This window comes from Kosakonia sp. AG348, assembly GCF_003337365.1.
Lineage (GTDB): Bacteria > Pseudomonadota > Gammaproteobacteria > Enterobacterales > Enterobacteriaceae > Kosakonia.
Genome location: NZ_QPJR01000013.1, coordinates 86242 through 101505 on the forward strand (window position 1 = coordinate 86242; position 15264 = coordinate 101505).

At 54.5% G+C, this 15264-nt stretch carries 14 protein-coding genes; 7 read left to right on the top strand and 7 right to left on the bottom strand.

Features of this window, described 5'->3' with window-relative positions; all coding sequences use genetic code 11:
- Positions 1-26 precede the first annotated feature (26 nt).
- Both DFO56_RS22930 and fdhD read right to left on the bottom strand, forming a co-directional pair.
- Positions 27-239 carry a YdgH/BhsA/McbA-like domain containing protein gene (locus tag DFO56_RS22930; protein ID WP_017460122.1) on the bottom strand — a complete coding sequence of 71 codons (213 nt, stop codon included), beginning with the start codon at positions 237-239 and terminating at the stop codon, positions 27-29.
- Between the two features lie 126 nt (positions 240-365).
- Positions 366-1202 (bottom strand): formate dehydrogenase accessory sulfurtransferase FdhD, encoded by an 837-nt coding sequence (fdhD, locus tag DFO56_RS22935; protein ID WP_045512405.1) that lies wholly within the window; start codon positions 1200-1202, stop codon positions 366-368.
- A 242-nt stretch (positions 1203-1444) separates the two neighbouring features.
- On the opposite strand from fdhD, the gene fdnG reads away from it, so the two are divergent.
- From fdnG to DFO56_RS22970, 6 genes are all read left to right on the top strand, one after another.
- Positions 1445-4495, top strand: coding sequence for a formate dehydrogenase-N subunit alpha (gene fdnG / locus DFO56_RS22945; protein ID WP_147271697.1), 3051 nt, complete (start codon positions 1445-1447; stop codon positions 4493-4495).
- A gap of 12 nt (positions 4496-4507) precedes the next feature.
- A complete protein-coding gene (fdxH, locus tag DFO56_RS22950) occupies positions 4508-5410 on the top strand; it encodes a formate dehydrogenase subunit beta (protein ID WP_017459689.1) in 903 nt (300 codons plus the stop codon).
- Entirely contained in the window at positions 5407-6042 is a 636-nt protein-coding gene (fdoI, locus tag DFO56_RS22955; protein ID WP_017459690.1) for a formate dehydrogenase cytochrome b556 subunit, read from the top strand. Before fdxH ends, fdoI begins: the two co-directional genes overlap by 4 nt.
- Positions 6039-6968: a formate dehydrogenase accessory protein FdhE gene (fdhE, locus tag DFO56_RS22960; protein ID WP_045512411.1), complete on the top strand. Its 930-nt coding sequence runs from the start codon at positions 6039-6041 to the stop codon at positions 6966-6968. The genes fdoI and fdhE overlap by 4 nt, the downstream gene beginning before the upstream one ends.
- A 155-nt stretch (positions 6969-7123) precedes the next feature.
- Complete coding sequence (locus tag DFO56_RS22965; RefSeq protein WP_045512413.1) at positions 7124-8035, top strand: alpha/beta hydrolase; 912 nt, start codon at positions 7124-7126, stop codon at positions 8033-8035.
- Positions 8036-8057: 22 nt separating this feature from the next.
- Positions 8058-8396 (top strand): nuclear transport factor 2 family protein, encoded by a 339-nt coding sequence (locus tag DFO56_RS22970; protein ID WP_045512415.1) that lies wholly within the window; start codon positions 8058-8060, stop codon positions 8394-8396.
- 49 nt (positions 8397-8445) lie between these two features.
- Here DFO56_RS22970 and fabY read toward each other — a convergent pair whose 3' ends face one another.
- The 5 genes from fabY to typA form a co-directional block, all read right to left on the bottom strand.
- Positions 8446-9387 (bottom strand): fatty acid biosynthesis protein FabY, encoded by a 942-nt coding sequence (fabY, locus tag DFO56_RS22975; protein ID WP_020455892.1) that lies wholly within the window; start codon positions 9385-9387, stop codon positions 8446-8448.
- A gap of 44 nt (positions 9388-9431) precedes the next feature.
- Positions 9432-9869, bottom strand: a complete 438-nt coding sequence (gene dtd, locus DFO56_RS22980) for a D-aminoacyl-tRNA deacylase (protein ID WP_017459695.1) — start codon at positions 9867-9869, stop codon at positions 9432-9434.
- A complete protein-coding gene (locus DFO56_RS22985) occupies positions 9866-10738 on the bottom strand; it encodes a virulence factor BrkB family protein (protein WP_020455891.1) in 873 nt (290 codons plus the stop codon). Before DFO56_RS22985 ends, dtd begins: the two co-directional genes overlap by 4 nt.
- A complete protein-coding gene (gene yihX / locus DFO56_RS22990) occupies positions 10732-11331 on the bottom strand; it encodes a glucose-1-phosphatase (RefSeq protein WP_045512418.1) in 600 nt (199 codons plus the stop codon). Before yihX ends, DFO56_RS22985 begins: the two co-directional genes overlap by 7 nt.
- 143 nt (positions 11332-11474) lie before the next feature.
- On the bottom strand, positions 11475-13298 hold the full coding sequence (gene typA / locus DFO56_RS22995) for a ribosome-dependent GTPase TypA (protein WP_017460103.1): 1824 nt from the start codon (positions 13296-13298) through the stop codon (positions 11475-11477).
- Between the two features lie 380 nt (positions 13299-13678).
- Between typA and glnA the strand changes: the two genes are divergently transcribed.
- Positions 13679-15088 (top strand): glutamate--ammonia ligase, encoded by a 1410-nt coding sequence (glnA, locus tag DFO56_RS23005; protein ID WP_020455889.1) that lies wholly within the window; start codon positions 13679-13681, stop codon positions 15086-15088.
- Positions 15089-15264 lie beyond the last annotated feature (176 nt).

Below are 15264 nucleotides of genomic sequence, written 5' to 3' on the forward strand. Positions count from 1 at the left end.
GCGCTCTTTCGACAGGAAAACGTGACTTATTTGTTCAGTTCGGCGGTCATGTGAACCTGGTTGCCGGTATACGCTTCAGTGATCTGGTAAGAAGATGCGCCAGCCTGTTGAGCCTGTGCCGCAATTTTTGCTTCAGCACCGCTCAGCGTTAAATCAGTTGCGGTCACGGACTGGGCAGCGAAAGAACCAAAAGAAGTAGCCAGGGCGATAACTGCGACAAAAGTTTTGATGCTTTTCATGATATAAACCCTTACGTTAATTTGTTGGAGTGAGGCACCGTGCCTCGATGAAATAAAGAGTAGTCCTGTTTACTCACAACAAAAAGCGGAAGGATTTGTTCTCAACATTCAACTTTTTTGACTAACCTATACACCCATTAATCGCTGCGGATGGGTATAGATTGTTGCCCTGCCTGGCTTGCAAAAACCCACCAGCGTCAGGTTACAGCGCTGCGCCACTTCCACCGCCAGCGTTGTGGCGGCGGAGACGGCAAACAGGATTTCGACACCGCACATGGCCGACTTTTGCACCATCTCATAGCTGGCGCGGCTGGAAACCAGCACCGCACCGCTCGCCCAGGTTTGCGCTTCACGGGCGCGATGACCAAGCAGCTTATCCAGCGCCACATGACGCCCGACATCTTCATGCCCCCCCGCTAACTCACCGGATGGCAGCATCCAGGCGGCGGCGTGCGTGCAGCCGGTGAGCTGCCCGACAGGCTGAAAATCGGTTAAGTGCGCCAGACCGGCATCCAGCGCCTGTAAATCAAAGGCTTGGGTAAAAGGCAGCGGCGCGATGGGCTTGCCAATGTCATTGAGCTGCTCGACACCACATACGCCGCAACCGGTGCGCCCGGCCAGCGCGCGTCGCCGCTCTTTTAAGCCCATAAAACGGCGGCTGGAGAGCTCAATTTGCACTTCAAGGCCGTTGCAGGAGGGGACCACATCCATCCCGTAAATGTCTGATGCGTTTTCGATAATCCCTTCGGATAAGGAGAAGCCGATCGCGAAGAGTTCAAGATCCTTGGGTGACGCCATCATCACCACATGCGAAATGCCGTTGTACACCAGCGCGACAGGCACTTCTTCGGCCAGCATATCCGGCACGGCATGTTGCAAATCAATGCGTTTCCACAGGCTAACCTCGCGGGCTCCTGTGACTGATGTTGCATTTTTGTGCTTTTTTGTCTGCAAATCGTTCACTTTGTCTTAACCGTTATCGAACAAGCGTATCGACATTATGGTATTCTCCGCGCATATCCCTTGGGGAAAAGAGGGAATAGCAGCAGTTCTGAATCCTTCACGTCAGAATAAGCATACCTACATTGTGGTATTCTTCGTTGCTAATCCCCCTGGATATGAGGGATTAGCAGCAATTCTGAACCTTTGCGAAAAGCACCGCAAAGAAAAAAACGATAAGAGTAATGTCGAACCAGGAGCAAACCATGCAGGTCAGCAGAAGGCAGTTCTTTAAGATCTGCGCTGGCGGTATGGCAGGAACCACGGCAGCGGCGCTGGGCTTTGCCCCGAGTGTTGCGCTCGCGGAAACACGGCAGTATAAGCTGCTGCGCACCCGCGAAACCCGGAATACCTGCACATATTGTTCCGTCGGCTGTGGGCTGTTGATGTACAGCCTCGGCGATGGAGCAAAAAACGCCAAAGCGTCAATCTTCCATATTGAGGGTGACCCAGATCATCCGGTAAACCGTGGGGCGCTGTGCCCGAAAGGCGCGGGTCTGGTGGATTTCATCCACTCTGAAAGCCGCCTGAAATACCCGGAATACCGCGCACCAGGCTCGGATAAGTGGCAACAAATTTCGTGGGATGAAGCCTTTACCCGCATCGCCAAATTAATGAAAGCGGATCGTGACGCCAACTATATTGCGCAAAACGCAGAAGGGACGACCGTCAACCGCTGGCTGAGCACCGGGATGCTGTGCGCATCCGCATCCAGTAATGAAACCGGCTATTTAACGCAAAAATTCACCCGCGCACTCGGCATGTTAGCCGTCGACAACCAGGCGCGTGTCTGACACGGACCAACGGTAGCAAGTCTTGCTCCATCTTTTGGTCGCGGTGCGATGACCAACCACTGGGTCGACATGAAAAACGCCAACCTTATCGTTGTGATGGGGGGGAACGCGGCAGAAGCGCATCCGGTGGGATTCCGCTGGGCGATGGAAGCCAAGATCCACAATGGCGCGAAGCTGATTGTTATCGATCCGCGCTTTACGCGTACCGCCTCTGTTGCGGATTTCTATGCGCCGATTCGTTCCGGTACTGACATCGCCTTCCTGTCAGGCGTGTTGCTGTACCTGATGACCAACGAAAAATATCAGCGCGAATACACCGAGGCCTATACCAACGCCACGCTTATCGTGCGTGAAGATTTTGGCTTCGAAGATGGCCTGTTCACCGGCTATGACGCGGAAAAACGTAAATACGACAAAACCAGCTGGAACTACGAACTGGATGAGAAAGGTTTCGCCAAACGCGATACCACGCTCACCCATCCGCGTTGCGTATGGAACCTGCTGAAAGCGCACGTCTCCCGCTATACGCCGGACGTGGTGGAAGACATCTGCGGGACGCCAAAAGCGGATTTCCTGAAGGTGTGTGAATACATCGCCGAAACCAGCGCCCGTGATAAAACCGCGTCGTTCTTGTATGCACTTGGCTGGACGCAGCACTCCGTTGGCGCGCAGAACATCCGCACCATGGCGATGATTCAGCTGCTGCTGGGCAATATGGGGATGGCAGGCGGCGGTGTGAACGCCCTGCGCGGTCACTCCAACATTCAGGGGCTGACGGATCTTGGCCTGCTGTCACAAAGCCTGCCGGGCTATATGACGCTGCCAAATGAAAAACAGACCGATCTCCAGACCTATCTGACCGCCAACACGCCAAAACCGTTGCTGGAAGGCCAGGTGAACTACTGGGGCAACTACCCGAAATTCTTCGTTTCGATGATGAAATCCTTCTTTGGCGACAAAGCGACAGCGGAAAATAGCTGGGGCTTTGACTGGCTGCCGAAGTGGGACAAGGGTTACGACGTCCTGCAGTACTTCGACATGATGAACCAGGGCAAGGTCAACGGCTATATCTGCCAGGGCTTTAACCCGGTAGCGTCGTTCCCGAACAAAAATAAAGTTGTCGCCTCACTGTCGAAACTGAAGTTCCTGGTGACCATTGACCCGCTCAATACCGAAACCTCGAATTTCTGGCAGAACCACGGCGAATTTAACGACGTCGATCCGTCGAAAATTCAGACCGAGGTGTTCCGTCTGCCATCGACCTGCTTCGCGGAAGAGAACGGTTCTATCGTTAACTCGGGTCGCTGGTTGCAGTGGCACTGGAAAGGCGCGGACGCCCCGGGCGATGCGCTGAACGACGGCGAGATCCTGGCGGGCATCTTCCTGCGCATGCGTAAAATGTACGCGGCAGAAGGCGGCGCCAACCCGGAACAGGTGCTGAACATGACCTGGAACTACTCGACGCCGGAAAACCCGTCGCCGGAAGAAGTGGCCATGGAAAGCAACGGTAAAGCGCTGGCGGATATTATCGATCCGGCAACCGGCACCGTGCTGGCGAAGAAAGGCGAGCAACTGAGCACCTTCGCTCACCTGCGCGATGACGGCACCACCGCAAGCGGTTGCTGGATTTTCGCCGGGAGCTGGACGCCGAAAGGCAACCAGATGGCGAACCGCGATAACGCTGACCCATCGGGCCTCGGCAATACGCTGGGCTGGGCATGGGCATGGCCGCTTAACCGCCGCATTCTCTATAACCGCGCCTCCGCTGATCCGCAGGGCAACCCGTGGGATCCGAAGCGTCAGTTGCTGAAATGGGACGGTGCGAAATGGGGCGGGGTGGATATTCCGGACTACAGCGCTGCCGCACCTGGCAGCAATGTTGGGCCGTTTATCATGCAGCAGGAAGGCATGGGCCGCCTGTTCGCGCTCGATAAGATGGCAGAAGGGCCGTTCCCGGAACATTACGAGCCGTTTGAAACGCCGCTGGGCACCAACCCGCTGCACCCGAAAGTGGTTTCCAACCCGGCCGCCCGCGTGTTTAAAGGCGATCTGGAAGCGATGGGTAAAGCGGATAAGTTCCCGTATGTCGGTACCACTTACCGTTTAACCGAGCACTTCCACTACTGGACCAAGCACGCGCTGCTTAACGCAATCGCGCAGCCGGAGCAGTTTGTGGAAATTGGCGAGAAACTGGCGAACAAGCTGGGCATCACGCAGGGCGATACGGTGCGCGTCTCCTCCAACCGTGGCTATATCAAAGCCAAGGCGGTGGTGACCAAACGCATTCGCACGCTCAACGTGCACGGTAAGGAAGTCGATACCATCGGTATTCCTATCCACTGGGGTTATGAAGGTGTGGCGAAGAAAGGCTTTATCGCCAATACGTTAACGCCGTTTGTCGGCGATGCGAACACCCAAACGCCGGAGTTTAAGGCGTTCCTGGTGAATGTGGAAAAGGTGTAACGGAGACGACTTATGGCTTATCAATCGCAAGACATCATCCGTCGTTCCGCGACTAACGGCTTCACTCCCGCGCCGCAGGCGCGGGATCACCAGCAGGAAGTGGCGAAGCTTATCGACGTCACCACCTGTATTGGCTGTAAAGCCTGTCAGGTGGCCTGTTCCGAGTGGAACGACATTCGTGATGAGGTGGGGCATAACGTCGGGGTGTACGACAACCCGGCGGATTTGACCGCCAAATCGTGGACGGTCATGCGCTTCTCGGAAGTGGAACAGAACGACAAACTGGAGTGGCTGATCCGTAAAGATGGCTGCATGCACTGCGCCGATCCTGGCTGTCTGAAAGCATGCCCGTCAGAAGGGGCTATCATTCAGTATGCCAATGGCATTGTCGACTTCCAGTCCGAACAGTGCATCGGCTGCGGTTACTGCATCGCCGGCTGTCCGTTCGACGTGCCGCGCATGAACCCGGAAGACAACCGCGTCTACAAATGTACGCTGTGTGTTGACCGCGTGACCGTGGGCCAGGAACCGGCGTGTGTGAAAACCTGCCCGACCGGCGCTATCCACTTTGGCTCTAAAGAGGATATGAAAACGCTGGCCGGCGAGCGCGTGGCGGAACTGAAAACCCGTGGTTACGACAACGCGGGCCTGTACGATCCGGCAGGCGTTGGCGGTACGCACGTGATGTATGTGCTGCATCATGCCGACAAGCCGAATCTGTATCACGGCCTGCCGGAGAACCCGGAAATCAGCTCTACCGTGAAGTTCTGGAAAGGTATCTGGAAACCTCTTGCGGCGGTCGGCTTTGCCGCGACCTTCGCTGCCAGCATCTTCCACTATGTCGGTGTCGGTCCGAACCGCGCAGAAGAGGAAGACGATAATCTGCATGAAGAGAAAGACGAGGTGCGCAAATGAAAAAACGTGACACCATCGTGCGCTACACGGCGCCAGAGCGCATCAACCACTGGGTCACCGCCTTCTGCTTCGTGCTGGCGGCGGTGAGCGGGCTGGGGTTTTTCTTCCCCTCCTTCAACTGGTTGATGGGGATTCTGGGTACGCCGCAGCTGGCGCGCATTCTCCATCCGTTTGTCGGCGTGGTGATGTTCGCGTCGTTTATAATCATGTTTTTCCGCTACTGGCACCATAACCTCATCAATAGGGATGATATCTTTTGGGCGAAGAATATTCGTAAGATCGTCGTCAATGAGGAAGTGGGTGACACCGGGCGCTATAATTTCGGTCAGAAATGTGTTTTCTGGGCGGCGATTATTTTCCTGGTGTTGCTACTGGTAAGCGGCGTGGTTATCTGGCGCCCTTACTTCGCGCCAGCGTTTCCCATTCCGGTGATCCGATTAGCGTTGATGGTGCATTCATTTGCCGCGGTCGCGTTAATTGTGGTTATTATGGTGCACATTTACGCCGCCCTGTGGGTAAAAGGCACGATAACCGCAATGGTGGAAGGCTGGGTTACCAGTTCGTGGGCGAAGAAACATCACCCGCGCTGGTACCGGGAAGTTCGCAAGACAACGGAAAAATCGACTGAATGAGTATTCGCATAATCCCGCAAGATGAGCTGGAGAAGAGCGATAAACGCACGGCGGAAGTTATTCCGCCGTTATTATTCCCCAGACTGAAAAATCTCTATAACCGCCGCGCAGAGCGTTTGCGTGAGCTGGCAGAGAGTAACCCGCTGGGTGATTATCTGCGTTTTGCTGCGCTTATCGCCCATGCCCAGGAAGTGGTGCTTTACGACCACCCCCTGCACATCGACCTGACTGCGCGCATTAAAGAGGCCGCTGAACAGGGCAAACCGCCGCTGGGCATTCATGTGTTGCCGCGCGATGCGCACTGGCACAAACTGCTGCATTCGCTGATCGCCGAGCTGAAGCCGGAGATGAGCGGCCCGGCGCTGGCGGTCATTGAGAATCTGGAAAAGGCATCCGCGCAGGAACTGGAAGCGATGGCCAGCGCGCTGTTTGCCGCTGATTTCGCCTCCGTTAGCAGCGATAAAGCGCCTTTTATCTGGGCTGCGCTGTCGCTCTACTGGGCGCAAATGGCCAGCCTGATCCCCGGCAAAGCACGCGCGGAATATGGTGAACAGCGCCAGTTCTGCCCGGTGTGCGGATCAATGCCGGTCTCCAGCATGGTGCATATTGGCACGACGCAAGGGTTGCGCTATCTGCACTGCAACCTGTGTGAAACCGAGTGGCATGTGGTGCGCGTCAAATGCAGCAACTGCGAGCAAACCCGCGATTTACACTACTGGTCGCTGGATAACGAGCAGGCAGCAATCAAAGCGGAAAGCTGCGGCGACTGCGGCACTTACCTGAAGATCCTGTATCAGGAAAAAGACCCGAACGTCGAGCCGGTCGCGGACGATTTGGCCTCGCTGGTGTTAGATGCCCGCATGGAGCAGGAAGGCTTCGCCCGCAGCTCCATCAACCCGTTTTTATTTCCCGGCGAAGGGGAATAATCGCCTCCAGCCCTTGCCTTCCAGGCAAGGGTTATCAGCCGTTTTCACTTTCCCCAGCCCTCTTCTCACGCCTGCTGGCGTTAAAAATCACCGTTCCCATTCAGGTTAAACCAGGCTATAAAGGCTGGATATTTATACAGATAAAGGTTAGCGGAATGGCACTGGAAAAAGGTATTGCCGGGCTGGTGAGCGACTTTATTGCCGCCGGTCGCCCGTCAGCACGGGCGAAGAGTATTGATGACCGGCGCAGTGGATATGTCGCCAGCACCGTGCTGGCAGGGGAAACGGAAACGCGCGTTCAGGTTGAAGATATAACGCTTGAAGGCATGACGTTTCGTCTGTTTTCGCCGCAGAACGCCAGCGGTGATCTTCCCGCGTTGATTTACTACCACGGCGGCTGTTTTATTAGCGGCGGCTTCGACACGCACGATAAGCAGTTGCGTCAGCTGGCCTTTTATAGTGGCTGCCGGGTTGTTGCTGTGCAGTACCGTTTAGCGCCAGACTATCGCTGGCCTGCCGCACATGATGATGCGCAATCTGGTGCCGATATAGTATGGAAAAACGCCGAAAAACTCGGTATCGACAGCAAACGTATCACGCTTGCGGGGGATAGCGCAGGCGGTCACCTGGCGCTGGTGACGGCGCTACGGCTGAAGGCTGCGGCGACATGGCAACCGGCACAACTGGTGTTGATTTACCCGATGCTCGATGCCACCGCCTATTTTGATAGCTATACCTTTAACGGTTCCGATTATGTGATTACCCGCGAGGCGCTGCTTTCAGGCTATGAAATGTATCTTGGCGATACCGATCGCCTGTTGCCGGATGTCAGCCCGCTGTGGCGCGATGATTTTTCCGGTCTGCCGCCGGTACACATCATTACCGCAGAGTTTGACCCGCTATGTGATGAGGGTGAAGCCCTGTTTCAGCACATGACCGAGCAGGGCGTAACCTGCACTTGTTCACAATATCAGGGCGTGATCCATGGATTCTTCCAGCTTGCCGGGATCAGCCAAAGCGCAAAAGACGCGATAAGAGACGTGGCCGCACGGGTGGCCAGGATATAACCGCGTGAAAAAAGGAGAGCCGATGTCTGTCGTAAGTCCTGTGGAAAAGCAGTTTGCTGCTTACAATGCCCATGATATTGAGGCGTTTACCGCCTGTTTTAGCGACGATTTTATCGCGTATCGCTTGCCATCCACTGAGCCGTCGCTGCAAGGGCTTGAAGCATTACGTGCCTTTTATGCTGCGCATCGCTTTAACAACCCGGCATTACGCGCCGAGTTGCTCTCGCGCACGGTGATGGGCAATAAGGTGTTCGATCACGAAAAAATCTACGGCATCGGCGAGTCGGTGATTGAAAATATGGCCGTCTATGAAGTGCAGGATGGGTTGATCAAAATCGCGTGGTTTTTCTTCGCGCAGTAGGGGGGGTTCGCAGGACGTTGCGCGCCTGTATCGTCAGGCGCGCAGCGGCTTACTCTTCCTCGTTACCGCCCTCTTCGAACGAGCCGAAGGGTTTGGCGGGCAAGACGATATAAATGCCTTCGAAAATCGCACCCTGCTTATCTTCACCAAACAGCTCAACCTGTAGCTGAACGCGCGCTTTGCGCCCGCGCGCCAGACGGTCCAAATCACCGCTTAGCGAGCCAAGATCGGCAATCGCGCTCGGTTTACCGGTGATCGGCGTGCTATAGCGAATATGCGCATCGGCAAGGATGATGGTGCCGCCGAGATGGCGTTCGCGCAGCATCAGCCAGATCAGCCCCCAACCGGTAAGCGTCGCCAGGGAAAACAGGCTACCGGCGAATAGCGTGTGGTGCGGATTCTGGTTGCCGGTTTCCGGCATGGTGGTGATAAATTTCTGCCCGGTGTACTGCTGAATACGCACACCCATCTTTTCACTCAGCGGGATATGCTGATACCAGGCCTGCTGCAACTGCCCGCACCAGTCGCCGCGATGCAGAATATCATCGAGCGTGGCGATCGGTTTGATCATCAAAAAGTGGCGTACCGGCGTGGTTTGCGGCGCGGTGATTTCCCCTTCATTGACGAACCCGAGTTTCGCGAAGAACGCCACCGCATCCTCACGGGCGCTACAGGTCACGCGCTTCACCCCTTCCTGGCGGGCCACGGACTCCAGCGTCATCGCCATCAATGTGCCGAGGCCTTTTTCCTGCACGTCCGGATGGACCGCCATAAAGCGAATCGATCCTTCGTTATCTGCGTTGATATACAACCGACCGATAGCGACAATGTTGCCCTCTTCGTCGACAACCATCTGATGATGTGCCATCGCATCCCAGCCATCACGCTCGGAACCTTTCGGTTGATGCAGCGGTTTACGCAGCATTTCCCAGCGGAACTGGTAATAGAGCTCTAACTCTTCTTCCGTTTGCGGTACGCGAAGGTGGTACATAGCAGCACTCTCTCTTGTAACCAGGGGCCACGCCGCAAGCTGGCTCATACTTGCAACCAGAACGTGACGGGGCCGTCGTTGACCAGCGAAACCTGCATATCGGCAGCGAATCGCCCGGTTTGCGTTTCCATTTGCTGGCTGCGGCAACGTTCAACAAAATAGTGGTACAGCGCCTCGGCTTTTTCCGGCGCAGCGCCACGGGAAAACCCCGGACGCATGCCACGTTCTGTATCCGCCGCCAGCGTAAATTGCGACACCACCAGCACACTCCCACCAGCCTGCTGGACGTTAAGATTCATCTTCCCTTCCGCGTCGCCAAAAATACGATACCCCAGCACGCGCTCGCACAGGCGGTTCGCTTTTTGTTCATCGTCTTCCCTTTCGACGCCCAACAACACCAAAAGTCCAGGGCCGATTTCGCCCGTCACCTCACCCGCCACGCTAACGCTCGCGCGGGAAACACGTTGAATTAATGCAATCATGGTTGGTCTGCTTCTTCTTGCTGTGCGGCTATTTTGAGTTTTCGGTATTCACCGAGAGTGACAGTTATTTCTGCGCCAAGCAAGACGATACACCAGGTCCAGTAGACCCAGAGGAACAAAATGGGAATGACAGCCAGCACGCCATAAATGAGCTGGTAAGACGGAAACATGGTGATGTAGAGACCAAAAATCTTTTTACCGAACTCAAACAGCAGTGCGGCGACAAACGCGCCGACAATCGCATCGCGGTTCGGCACGCGGGTTGTCGGCACAATGCTGTACAGCAACCAAAAAGAGAGCCACGACAGGATCAGTGGAAATATGCGCAGCACATCATCAATCACGCTATCCAGCTCGCTGGCCCAGCGCAGCGACAGCAAGTAGGAGCTTATCGCCAGGCTGGCACCCGCCAGCAGCGGGCCGAGCGTCAGGATCATCCAGTAGACGGCAAATGAATAAACATGCGGGCGTACACGCGTACTGCGCCAGATGGTGTTTAGCGCCGAATCGATGGAGTACATCAGCAGCAGAGATGTCACCACCAGCCCGCATGCGCCAACCGCCGTCATTTTGGTGGAGTTCGCCACAAACTGCTCAATGTAGTTCTGAATCACATCGCCGGTGGTGGGAATGAAATTGGCAAACACGAAGTGGCGCAACTGGACGCTAATTTCAGAAAACATAGGAAAAACAGCGAATAATGCAAACACCACGGCGATCAGCGGCACCAGCGAAAGCAAAGAGACGTAGGCGAGATTCCCCGCCAGCGTCGTCATATGGTCTTCATCAATGCGCCGCCATAGCAACCGCAACCAGGCAACAAGCGGGCGCGTGCGATGTTTTGCATGATGCCGCAGATTTTTTAGCATAGCTGTTTCGCGAAATAGTCCGGGATGGTCGTTTTATCCGTCACCAGAATACTGGTTATGCCCAGATGTTCCGCGCCGGCGATATTATCCGCATTGTCGTCGAAAAAGATGCTATCTTCGGCAGAAAAACCTTCTAGCGCCAGCACTTGCTGATAAATTCGCGCTTCCGGCTTACGCATCCCCATTTCCTGGGAAAGATAAATATGGTCAGCCGCCGCCTGAATTTCCGGATATTGTTCCGGCCAGTACGTGGTGTGCAGCCGGTTAGTATTCGACAGCACGACAACCCGATGCCCCTGATCACGCAGTTTGTGCATGATGTCGACGACCTCTTTGCGCAGCGCGACAAACACGGCCTGCCAGCCGGTGGAAAACTGCTCGTAGCTGAGCGGTAGTTCCATTTCATGACACAGCGCTTTAGCGAAATCTTCGTCGCTGATTTCCCCTCGTTCATGCTGATGAAACGGCTCGCCCATGGTGAAATTCTGCTTTAAGGTCGCCAGCGGCACACGGCTAAAATCGCTCCAGACACCCAGCACCCGATTGAAGTCGATGTCGACAATCACGTTACCTAAATCAAAGATATAGAGCATTTCTCTCTCCTTGCCAGCCGTGGAGAGTTAACTGTAGCGGGAAAGTTCTGACTTGAATAGTTCGCGGCTTCACGCGAAGAAGATACAGACATAAAAAAAGCCGCTGAAAATCAGCGGCTTTTTCACAAGCAAATAAAGAGCGATTACTCTTCTTTCGCTCCGCGCATTGCGCGTTTACGGTCGTTTTCCGTCAGGTGACGTTTACGAATACGGATAGAGAGCGGGGTCACTTCTACCAGTTCGTCGTCATCGATGAATTCCAGAGCTTGCTCCAGGGTCATCTTGATCGGCGGAACCAGAACCGTAGCTTCGTCTGTACCAGACGCACGCATGTTGGTCAGTTTCTTACCGGTCAGGCAGTTTACCGTCAGGTCGTTAGAACGGCTGTGAATACCGATGATCTGACCTTCGTAAACTTCCGCGCCGTGACCGAGGAACAACTTACCGCGATCCTGCAGGCCGAACAGTGCGAACGCAACCGCTTTACCCTGACCGTTGGAGATCAGCACACCGTTGTTACGCTGGCCCACTTCACCCGGACGAACATCGTCGTAGTGGCTGAAGGTGGAGTACAGCAGACCAGTACCGGAAGTCATGGTCATGAACTCTGAACGGAAGCCGATCAGACCACGGCTTGGGATCACGTAGTCGAGACGTACGCGGCCTTTGCCGTCAGGATTCATGTTTTTCAGATCGCCTTTACGCTCGCCGAGCGCCTGCATCACAGAACCCTGGTGCTGCTCTTCAACGTCCAGCGTGACGTTTTCGAACGGCTCTTGTTTGCGACCATCGATTTCGCGGAAGATAACTTTCGGACGGGAAACCGCCATTTCGAAACCTTCACGACGCATGTTCTCAATAAGCACGGACAAGTGCAGCTCACCACGGCCGGAAACGCGGAATGCGTCAGCGTCTTCGGTCTCTTCAACGCGCAGCGCAACGTTGTGCACCAGCTCTTTGTTCAGGCGGTCGAGGATCTGACGTGAAGTCACGTACTTACCTTCTTTACCACAGAACGGAGAGGTGTTGACGTTGAAGAACATAGTTACGGTCGGTTCATCAACAGACAGTGCCGGCAGCGCTTCGACGTTCTGCGGATCGCAGATGGTGTCGGAGATGTTCAGCTCGCCCAGACCGGTGATCGCGATGATGTCGCCGGCTTCTGCGATCTCGCTATCGATACGCTCCAGCCCCAGGTGGGTCAGCACTTTGCCGACTTTACCGTTGCGGGTTTTGCCTTCGCTATCAATGATAGTGACTTGCTGGTTCGGTTTTACTTTACCGCGCTTGATACGACCGATGCCGATTACACCAACATAGTTGTTGTAGTCGAGCTGGGAGATCTGCATCTGGAAAGTACCGTCGAGATCGACGTTCGGAGCAGGTACATGGTCAACAATCGCCTGGTACAGCGGGGTCATGTCTTCAGCCATGTCTTCGTGGTCCATACCCGCGATACCGTTCAGCGCAGAAGCGTAAACGATCGGGAAGTCCAGCTGCTCGTCGGTCGCGTCCAGGTTAACGAACAGGTCGAATACCTGATCGACAACCCAGTCCGGACGCGCGCCAGGACGGTCAACTTTGTTGATTACCACAATCGGTTTCAGGCCATGGGCAAATGCTTTTTTGGTCACGAAACGCGTTTGCGGCATAGGGCCGTCAAATGCGTCAACCACCAGCAGCACGGAATCGACCATGGACATCACACGCTCAACTTCACCACCGAAGTCGGCGTGCCCTGGGGTATCAACGATGTTGATACGGTAATCATTCCATTTGATAGCGGTGTTTTTAGCGAGGATGGTAATCCCACGCTCTTTCTCCAAATCGTTGGAGTCCATCACACGCTCTTGAGTTTCAGCACGTTCGTCGAACGTACCGGATTGCTGCAGCAGCTTGTCAACCAGGGTCGTTTTACCATGGTCAACGTGAGCAATGATGGCGATGTTACGCAGATTTTCGATCACAACTTTGCCTCAGGCATTAGAAATAGCGCGTTATTGTACACGTATTAATCGAAGGACTAAACAGGATCACAAACATCCTCCGCAAACAAGTATTGCAGAGTTGCTTTGTGATCGCTTTCACGGAGCGTTAAAAGGGGCATTTAACGAAAATTGCACCAATATAGTGCCCAATGTTCACATAAAGGCACTATATTGGTGCAACATAACCATCATGGTGCAGCCCTTTTGCACTATACCGTGCATGATAACGCCTTTTTAGGGGCATTTAAAAGTTGGCATAGATTTCGCTTTAACGATTGTACGATAACTACGCCAGCTTACGTAGTAATTAGAAGACCTCGTTACCACGACGACAATGACAAATCCGGGAGAGTTTAAGTATGTCCGCTGAACACGTTTTGACGATGCTGAATGAGCACGAAGTGAAGTTTGTCGATCTGCGCTTCACCGATACCAAAGGTAAAGAACAGCACGTCACTATCCCAGCCCATCAGGTAAACGCCGACTTCTTTGAAGAAGGTAAAATGTTTGATGGTTCTTCGATTGGTGGCTGGAAAGGCATCAACGAATCAGACATGGTGCTGATGCCGGACGCGACTACCGCTGTCATTGACCCGTTCTACGAAGAGTCTACGCTGATCATTCGTTGCGATATCCTCGAACCAGGCACCATGCAGGGCTACGATCGTGACCCGCGCTCCATCGCTAAACGCGCTGAAGAGTACCTGCGCTCCACCGGTCTGGCAGACACCGTTCTGTTTGGGCCAGAACCGGAATTCTTCCTGTTCGACGACGTACGTTTCGGCAGCTCCATCTCCGGTTCCAGCGTCGCTATCGACGATATCGAAGGCGCATGGAACACCTCCACCAAATACGAAGGTGGTAACAAAGGTCACCGTCCGGCAGTGAAAGGCGGTTACTTCCCGGTTCCGCCGGTTGATTCATCACAGGATCTGCGTTCCACCATGTGTCTGGTGATGGAAGAGATGGGCCTGGTTGTTGAAGCTCACCACCACGAAGTGGCAACGGCTGGTCAGAACGAAGTGGCTACCCGCTTCAACACCATGACCAAAAAAGCGGACGAAATTCAGATTTACAAATATGTGGTGCACAACGTTGCCCACCGCTTCGGCAAAACCGCGACCTTTATGCCGAAACCGATGTTCGGTGATAACGGTTCCGGTATGCACTGCCACATGTCTCTGTCCAAGAACGGCACGAACCTGTTCTCTGGCGACAAATACGCTGGCCTGTCTGAAATGGCGCTGTACTACATTGGCGGCGTAATCAAACACGCAAAAGCTATCAACGCCCTGTCTAACCCGACCACCAACTCTTACAAGCGTCTGGTCCCGGGTTATGAAGCGCCGGTAATGCTGGCTTACTCTGCTCGTAACCGTTCTGCTTCTATCCGTATTCCGGTAGTGGCTTCTCCGAAAGCGCGTCGTATCGAAGTTCGCTTCCCGGATCCGGCTGCTAACCCGTACCTGTGCTTCGCAGCGCTGCTGATGGCCGGTCTGGATGGCATTAAAAACAAAATCCATCCGGGCGAAGCGATGGACAAAAACCTGTATGACCTGCCGGCTGAAGAAGCGAAAGAGATCCCGCAGGTTGCAGGCTCTCTGGAAGAAGCGCTCAACGCGCTGGATGCTGACCGCGAGTTCCTGACTGCTGGTGGCGTGTTCACCGACGACGCTATCGATGCTTACATCGCGCTGCGTATGGAAGAGAACGACCGCGTTCGCATGACGCCGCACCCGGTAGAGTTCGAACTGTACTACAGCGTTTAATAATTAAGACTCGGCAGAAATCTTGTCGCAGCAAGGTGGCAACCGAATGAGTCCCGATGAGCTTAGTCTATAAGTGATTCGGGCTAATGAGGGCAGCCAACGCTGCTACGGTGAGAAAGATGCCAGAGGATTTTTAGTTGCCGTGGAACTTTTAGCCCATCCCTGGATGGGCTTTT